Origin of the sequence: Pseudomonas sp. ICMP 3272 (assembly GCF_001466905.1) — a bacterium.
Taxonomy (GTDB): Bacteria; Pseudomonadota; Gammaproteobacteria; order Pseudomonadales; family Pseudomonadaceae; genus Aquipseudomonas; species Aquipseudomonas amygdali.
Window position 1 is genome coordinate 1 of record NZ_LKEK01000092.1, and the last position, 8,867, is coordinate 8,867.

The following is an 8,867-nucleotide window of genomic DNA, read 5'->3' on the forward strand; positions in this document are numbered from 1 at the left end:
CGAAGACATACCCGGTGACAAACGTCTGGTGGCTTACTACACACGGTCTGCGGGGCACACTGCTGCCGATATCGAAACCCTGCGCGGTCACCTGCAGCAACAGTTGCCTGAATACATGGTTCCGGCCATTTACGTACTGCTCGATACCATGCCACTGACGCCGAACGGCAAGCTGGACCGCAAAGCGCTGCCAGCACCGGACGGTGATGCGCTGATCAGCCGTGGCTACGAAGCGCCCGAAAGCGATACCGAGATGGCTATTGCGCATATCTGGCAAGACCTGCTGCAACTGGAGCAGGTCGGCAGGCATGACCACTTCTTCGAACTGGGCGGCCACTCTCTGCTGGCCGTGAAACTGATCGAGCGCATGCGCCAGATCGATCTGATTGCCGATGTACGCGTGCTGTTCAGCCAGCCGACCCTGTCTGCCCTGGCGGCGGCGGTGGGCGGCAAGGGGGCCGTCGAGGTGCCCGCCAACCTTATTCCCACCGACTGCGAGCGCATCACTCCAGACATGCTGCCGCTGGCATCGCTGAGCCAGGACGACATCGACCGCGTGGCGTCCAGCGTGCCCGGCGGCATGGCCAACTTGCAGGACATCTATGCCCTGGCGCCGCTGCAGGAGGGGATTTTGTATCACCACCTTGCAGCGGTCGAGGGTGACCCGTACCTGCAATACGCACTATTTTCCTTCGACAATAACCAGCGTCTGCACAGTTTCGCCCAGGCACTGCAAGCTGTAATCGCGCGGCACGATATCCTCCGCACCGCCGTGCTTTGGGAGCGTCTCGAGGCTCCGGTGCAAGTGGTCTGGCGTGAAGCGCCTCTGATGCTTGATGAGCTGGTAATAGACCCGGCCGATGGCGAGGTCACCGAACAGTTGCTCAAGCGTCTCGACCCGCGCCACACGCGCCTGGACATCCGTCAGGCGCCGATGCTGCGCATCGGTTATGCCCACGACGCGGTAAATAATCGCTGGCTGGGCATGCTGTTGTTCCACCACCTGGTTGACGACGCCACGTCGCTGCGCATTCTCACCAGCGAAATCGAGGCGCACATGCTCGGCCAGCAAGCCTTGCTGCCGCCGTCCGTGCCTTATCGCAATTACGTGGCCCAGGCCAGACTCGGTGTAAGCCGCGAGGAACATGAGGCGTTTTTCCGTGACATGCTCGGTGACATCGACGAGCCCACGCTGCCATTCGGCGTGCAGGACGTGCAGGGCAACGGGCGCGGTATCGAGGAAGCATGCCAGCGGGTCGATATCGACCTGAGTCAGCGCTTGCGGGCGCAGGCTCGTCAACTCGGGGTCAGCTCCGCCAGCCTGTATCACCTGGCCTGGGCCCGTGTACTGGGCGCGGTGTCAGGCAAAGACGATGTGGTGTTCGGCACCGTGTTGCTCGGTCGTTTGCAGGGCGGTGTCGGCTCCGACAGGGCGTTGGGAATGTTCATCAACACCTTGCCGCTGCGCGTCACGCTGGGTGAGCAGGGCGTGCGCAGTGGCCTGAAAACCACTCACGCACGGCTCAGTGGCTTGGTCGCCCATGAGCACGCCTCACTGGTACTGGCCCAGCGCTGCAGCGGGGTGCCAGCGTCAACGCCACTGTTCAGTGCCTTGCTTAACTACCGGCATGTCGACGCAGAGGTCAATCAGCAGGCTTTCGACGCCTGGCAGGGCATTGAACATCTGCACAGTGAAGAACGCACCAACTATCCGTTGACCCTTTCGGTCAACGATGAAGGGGTGGGCTTCAGCCTCACGGTCCAAACCATCGCCAGTATCGATGCGCAACGGGTCTGCGCGTATATGCAGACGGCGCTGGAGAGCATGGTCAGCACACTGGAGCAGTCCAGCGAAATGCCTCTGGCAGGTTTGTCGGTTGTGCCGGCAGCAGAGCGTGAGCAACTGGTGTTCGGGCTCAACGCTACCGAGCTGGATTACCCGCAGCAGCAGACCATTCATGGCCTGTTCGAAGCACAGGTCGAGCGCTCGCCGCAGGCTTTGGCGGTGGTGCATGGCGAACTGCACCTGACGTATGGCGAGCTCAACGACCAGGCCAACCGCCTGGCCCATGCCTTGCGTAAACAGGGCGTTCAGCCGGATTCCCGCGTGGGGATCTGCGTAGAACGCGGGGCAGAAATGATCGTCGGCTTGCTGGCGATCCTCAAGGCGGGCGGTGGCTATGTGCCGCTGGACCCGGCTTATCCGGCCGAACGAATTACTTACATATTGCAGGACAGTGAGCCAGCGGCGGTGTTGGTCAAGGCAGCCACTCGGCATTTGCTGGCAGGCGTTTCGGTGCAGACCATCGACCTTGATGATCAGAGCGCCTGGCAACACGAATCCATACAGAACCCGGAAGTCGAGGGCCTGACCTCGGCACATCTGGCGTACCTGATCTACACCTCGGGTTCGACCGGTATGCCGAAAGGCGTGATGATCGAACACCGCAACACCGTTAACTTCCTGACCTGGGCGCACACGGCTTTCGACGGATCTGCACTGGAAAAAACGCTGTTCTCCACCTCGCTGAACTTCGACCTCGCAGTCTACGAATGCTTCGCGCCGCTCACGTCGGGTGGCAGCATCAACGTGGTGAAAAACGTTCTTGAACTGCAACACGGCGAACACGATATCGGCCTGATCAACACCGTGCCGTCAGCGCTGAAAGCGCTGCTGGAAATCAACGGGTTGCCAGGATCGGTTCACACCGTCAACGTCGCTGGCGAAGCGCTCAAGCGCAGTCTGGTCGAATCACTGTTCGAGACAACCGGCGTGCAGCGCCTTTGCAACCTGTACGGGCCGTCCGAAACCACCACTTACTCAAGCTGGGTGGCGATGGACCGCGAAGACGGCTTCGCTCCGCATATCGGCAGGCCGGTGGGCAACACCCGGTTCTACTTGCTGGACGAGCAGCAACAGCTCGTTCCGCGAGGTATGCCGGGTGAAATCTACATCGGCGGGGCAGGTGTAGCCCGTGGTTATCTGAACCGCGATGATCTGACCGCAGAACGTTTCCTGAAAGACCCGTTCAGCCAGCAGCCCGCGGCACGCATGTACCGCACGGGTGACCTTGGCCGTTATCTGCCCGATGGCAATATCGAATACCTGGGTCGTAACGATGATCAGGTGAAAATCCGTGGTTTCCGTATCGAACTGGGCGAGATCGAAACGTGTCTGGCCAAGCACCCAGGGGTACAGGAAACGGTGGTTGTCGCCCGTGAGGACGTACCAGGCGAAACCCGTCTGGTGGCGTATTTCACAGCGTCCGACCCTGCACGGCTACCGGAAAGCAGCGATCTGCGCACGTACCTGCAAGGGCTGCTGCCGGACTACATGCTCCCGGCAGCTTATATGCCGCTTGACGCGTGGCCGCTGACGCCGAACGGCAAGCTCGACCGCAAGGCCCTGCCGGCACCGGACAGCAGCGCACTTGTCTCGCGCGCTTACGAAGCCCCGGTGGGTGACGTCGAGATCAAACTGGCAGCGCTTTGGGCGGACCTGCTTAATGTCGAAAAGGTCGGACGTCATGACCATTTCTTCGAACTGGGCGGGCATTCTTTGTTGGCGGTGAGCCTGATCGAGCGCATGCGTCAGGCAGACCTCGAAGCTGACGTTAGAGTGCTGTTCGGTCATCCGACGCTTATTCAGGTGGCGGCCTCAGTGGGCAAGGTCAAGCGGCTGGAGGTGCCGGAGACGAAAATTCCGACGTTCAAGCGCAAACGCCGTATCTGAAGCCACGGCAACCACCCGACCGGTTTGCAAACGGTCGAGTGGTTGCCGTCCACCCTGAAGCCCTTCGCAACGCTTTCCCAACGCTTTCCCAACATCCCCCCCTGCTTGTTCAGCCAAGCGCTCGTACATCGCTGCGTTGACGTCACCCTCAAGTCTTGTCCCAGCTTCCCACGACAGACAGTCGCCTGTGGATGCTCTAATTTTTGCGGCGTGTGGGAAGCACGGCGAATGGGAAGTTTCGTGTGTGTCATAGGATCGCAGCCCTTTATTGCTGTGGCTCCAATCATACCTGCGCCCGGATCCCGTTCTGTCTTCGAGTTTCGAAGCCCCTCCGTATTTATCGTGCGAAACACTGTTTGCGACACCGTGCCCCGGAGTCGTCAACCCTCTCCGAAATGAAAAACAGCAGGTTATTCGATGCACTTCAGCGAATTGATGGCAGTTCTTTCCACGCACCCGATCCGTCTTCAACAGGAAGAAGATGATCTGGTGATTCTCGGAGACGACGAGGGGCTGGACAGTGCCACTCTTGAAAGCCTGAGCGTGCACAAGGCAGAACTGCTGACGCTGGTAGCTCGAATGGGCGGTGACTGGCTCAGTCCGGCGTTTCGCATTACCACGGACATGCTGCCGCTGGCCAATCTGAGCCAAGAGGCGATTGACAGAATCGTCGATGCGATACCGGGCGGGGCTGGCAATGTGCAGGACATCTATCCGCTGGCGCCTCTGCAGGAAGGGATTCTCTATCATCACCTGACGGCCGGGCAGGGCGACCCGTATGTATTGCGGGCGTTGTTCGGGGCCGAGAGCCGCGAACGTCTCGACGACTTCGCCCAGGCACTGCAGGCGGTGATCGAACGCCATGACATCCTGCGCACGGCGATGGTTTGGGAAGGCCTAGACGAACCGGTGCAAGTGGTGTTGCGCGATGCGGCGCTGGCCGTGGATGAACTGACGCTGGACGTGGCTGACGGCGACATCGAAACCCAGTTGCACGAACGCTATGATTCCCGGCAGTTCCGCCTCGATTTACGCCAGGCCCCGTTGATGCGCATGGTCTGTGCTGAAGATCCGGCCAACGCTCGCTGGGTCGCTATCCTGCTGTTCCACCACATTGCCATTGACCACGCCGCGCTTGAGCTGGTGAAACACGAGATGCAGGCCTTTCTGCTCGGCGAAGGCCATGCCTTGCCCGAAGCAGTGCCGTATCGCAACTACGTGGCACAGGTTAGGCTGGGTGTCGGGGCTGATGCTCACGAAGGTTTTTTCCGCGAGATGCTGGCCGACATCGACGAGCCGACGCTGCCGTTCGGCGTGGTCGAAACGCTGGGCAGCGAGCAACTGATCGAAGATGTGCACCTGCCCGTCGATGACGCGTTGAGCGCGCGCCTGCGCACACAGGCCCGGCAGCTTGGAGTCAGTGCCGCGAGCCTGCATCACCTCGCCTGGGCGCGGGTGGTGGGTGCACTGTCGGGCAAATCGGATGTGGTTTTCGGCACAGTGCTGATGGGCCGGATGCAGGGCGGCGACGGTGCCGATCGGGCACTGGGCATGTTCATCAACACCTTGCCGTTGCGGGTCAAGCTGGAAGGGCACGCGGTGCGTGAAGGGGTCAGAACTACCCATGCACGGCTGACAGCCTTGCTCGGCCATGAACATGCGTCCCTGGCCCAGGCCCAGCGTTGCAGCGGCGTGGCCGCACCGGCGCCGCTGTTCAATTCGCTGCTCAATTACCGTCACAGTGCCAGCGAATCGGTGGCTTCGGCCGAAGCGCTCCAGGCCTGGAATGGCTTGCAGAGCCTGGGCAGCGAGGAGCAGAGCACTTACCCGATCACTCTGTCGGTGGACGACTTGGGCCAGGGCTTCAGCCTGACGGTTCAGGCCCTGGCGCAGATCGGTGCACAGCGCATCGGCGAGTACATGTTGACGGCACTCGGCGCGCTGGTAGAGGCGCTGGAGCAGCAGCCGCAAACCCCGTTGCAGCGTCTGCAAGTCCTCTCTTCAGCCGAACGCCAGCAAGTGCTGCATGACTTCAATGACACGGCACGCGACTACCCACGCAACAGCAGCCTGCAGGAACTTTTCGAACAGCAAGTGGCGGCGCAGCCTGATGCACTTGCTGCTGTACAGAATGACCAGTGCCTGACCTACCGGGAATTGAACGGTCGCGCCAACGCGTTGGCTCGTCACCTGGTCGACCTCGGCGTGCAACCGGGCGAGCGGGTGGCATTGCTGCTGGAGCGTTCCCTCGATCTGCTGGCCGGTCAGTTGGCGATTATCAAATGCGGGGCGGCATACGTGCCGCTGGACATCAACGCTCCCGCCGAGCGTCAGGCATTCATGCTGCAAGACTGCGGGGCGCGGCAAGTGTTGACGCTGGCTCGCCACGACCTGCCTGAAGGCATCCAGCGGATTGACCTTGACCTGCTGCAACTGCCAAGCGATGCGCACAACCCGGCATCATCAGCCTCCGCCGAATCGGTGGCCTACATCATGTACACCTCCGGTTCCACCGGTATGCCCAAAGGCGTATTGGTGCCGCACCGTGCTGTTAGCCGTCTGGTGATCAACAACGGTTACGCTGACTTCAATGCACAGGATCGTGTAGCGTTCGCCTCAAACCCGGCGTTCGACGCCAGCACCCTGGATGTCTGGGCGCCACTGCTCAATGGCGGCTGCGTGGTTGTGGTGGAGCAGTCGGTGTTGCTGTCTCTGGACAAGCTCCGCGCGCTGCTGTTGTCCCAGTCGGTCAGCGTGCTGTGGATGACCGCGGGCCTGTTCCATCAGTATGCCGACGGCCTGATGGAGGCCTTCGCGAAATTGCGCTACCTGATCGTCGGTGGTGATGTGCTGGACCCGGCGGTGATCGCCCGGGTATTGAAACAAGGCGCTCCGCGACACTTGCTCAACGGCTACGGCCCGACCGAAGCGACGACCTTTTCCACGACCCATGAGATCACCTCGGTCGGCAACGGCGGTATTCCTGTCGGTCGCCCGATTGGCAACAGCCAGGTTTATGTGCTCGATACCCTGCGCCAACCGGTGGCCGTGGGCGTGGGCGGGGAGCTGTATATCGGCGGGCAGGGCGTGGCCAAGGGTTACCTGAACCGTCCTGAGCTGAACGCCACACAGTTTGTCGCCAACCCTTTCAGCGACGACGCTGGAGCCCTGTTGTACCGCACGGGTGACCTCGGCCGCTGGAACGCAGACGGGGTTATCGAGTATCTGGGCCGTAACGATGACCAGGTGAAAATCCGTGGTTTCCGTATCGAACTGGGTGAAATCGAAGCATGTCTGGTCGAATGCTCTGGCGTCAGGGAGGCCGTGGTGTTGGCCCGCCAGGACGAACCTGGGCAAAAGCGCCTGGTGGCATACGTGGTCGGCGAAGACAACAGCGCCTTATCAGCGGTCGAACTGCGCCGCGAACTGGCGGCTTCTCTGGCCGAATACATGGTGCCAAGCGCCTTTATGGTGCTGGATTCTTTCCCGCTGACCGCCAACGGCAAGCTGGATCGCCGGGCCTTGCCGGCACCGGACGCTTACGCCTATGCCAGCCGTGAATTCGAGGCTCCCGAGGGTGAAGTGGAAATCACCCTGGCGCGCCTGTGGTCCGAATTGCTCAACGTTGAACGCGTCGGCCGCCACGATCACTTCTTTGAGCTCGGCGGGCATTCGCTACTGGCCGTCAGCCTGATCGAACGCATGCGTCAGGCGGGCCTGAGCGCTGATGTACGCGTGCTGTTCAGCCAGCCCACGCTGGCCGCACTGGCCGCAGCCGTCGGCGCAGGCCATGACATCAAGGTACCCGCCAACCTGATAGACAAAGGCTGCGAGCGCATCACCCCGGAGCTGTTGCCACTGGCGAATCTGACCCAGGTGCAGATCGACCAGGTGGTCGCTACCGTACCCGGCGGCGTGGCAAATGTTCAGGATATCTACGCGCTGGCACCGTTGCAGGAAGGCATTCTCTATCACCACATCGCAGCCGAGCAGGGCGACCCCTATGTGCTGCAACCGTTGCAGGAAGGCATTCTCTATCACCACATCGCAGCCGAGCAGGGCGACCCCTATGTGCTGCAGAGCCAGTTTGCCTTTGATGACCGCGAGCGCCTGGACGCCTTCGTTCAAGCCTTGCAGATGGTTATCGACCGGCATGACATTCTGCGTACCGGTGTGGTCTGGGACGGTCTGGACTCACCCGTGCAGGTGGTCTGGCGTGAAGCGAAATTGCACCTTGAGGGGCTTGAACTTGACCCGGCTGACGGTGAGATCGGCGCGCAACTGCATAGCCGCTTCGATCCGCGTCACTACTGCCTCGATATGACTCAAGCGCCACTGATGCGCCTGGTCCATGCCGAGGACCCGCTCAACCAGCGAATTATCGCGATGCTGCTGTTCCATCATATGGCCCTGGACCATATGGCCATGGAAGTGGTGCAGCATGAAATGCAGGCCTGGCTGTTGGGCGAGGCAGAATCCTTGTCGGCGCCGGTGCCCTATCGCAATTACCTGGCTCAGGCGCGTCTGGGTGTAAGCCAGGCGGATCATGAAGTGTTTTTCCGCGACATGCTGGGCGATATCGACGAACCGACGCTGCCTTTCGGCCTGCAGGATGTGCAGGGCGATGGCCGTGATATCGAAGAAGCCGCTCTTGTAGTGGACAGCCAGTTGAACCTGCGACTGCGTGCTCAGGCCCGACAACAGGGTGTGAGTGCCGCGAGTCTGGTGCATTTGGCGTGGGCTCAGGTGCTGGGCAAGGTTTCCGATCGTCGCGATGTGGTGTTCGGTACTGTACTGCTGGGCCGTATGCAGGCCGGCGAGGGCGCTGACAGGGCGCTGGGAATGTTCATCAATACCTTGCCGCTGCGGGTCGCCGTAGGCGGGCAAGGGGTACGCGCCGGGGTCAAGGCAACACACGCGCAACTTACCGCATTGCTCGCTCACGAACATGCCTCACTGGCGTTGGCCCAGCGGTGCAGCGGTGTAGCCGCACCAACGCCACTGTTCAGCGCACTGCTCAATTACCGCCACAGCGCGGTTGGCAGCGCTGCAGAACAAACTGCCCAGGCCTGGCAGGGTATTCAAGCCCTGAACAGTGAAGAACGCACCAACTATCCATTGACCTTGAACGTCG

2 protein-coding genes are annotated in these 8,867 nt (G+C 61.2%); both read left to right on the forward strand.

Annotation, left to right across the window (positions count from 1 at the left end; all coding sequences use genetic code 11):
* Positions 1-3,733, forward strand: a 3,733-nt coding sequence (locus tag AO068_RS23270; RefSeq protein WP_152999763.1) for a non-ribosomal peptide synthetase, incomplete at its 5' end; no start/stop codon positions are given.
* A gap of 417 nt (positions 3,734-4,150) precedes the next feature.
* The coding region (locus AO068_RS23275; RefSeq protein ID WP_152999764.1) for a non-ribosomal peptide synthetase at positions 4,151-8,867 on the forward strand (4,717 nt) is incomplete at its 3' end.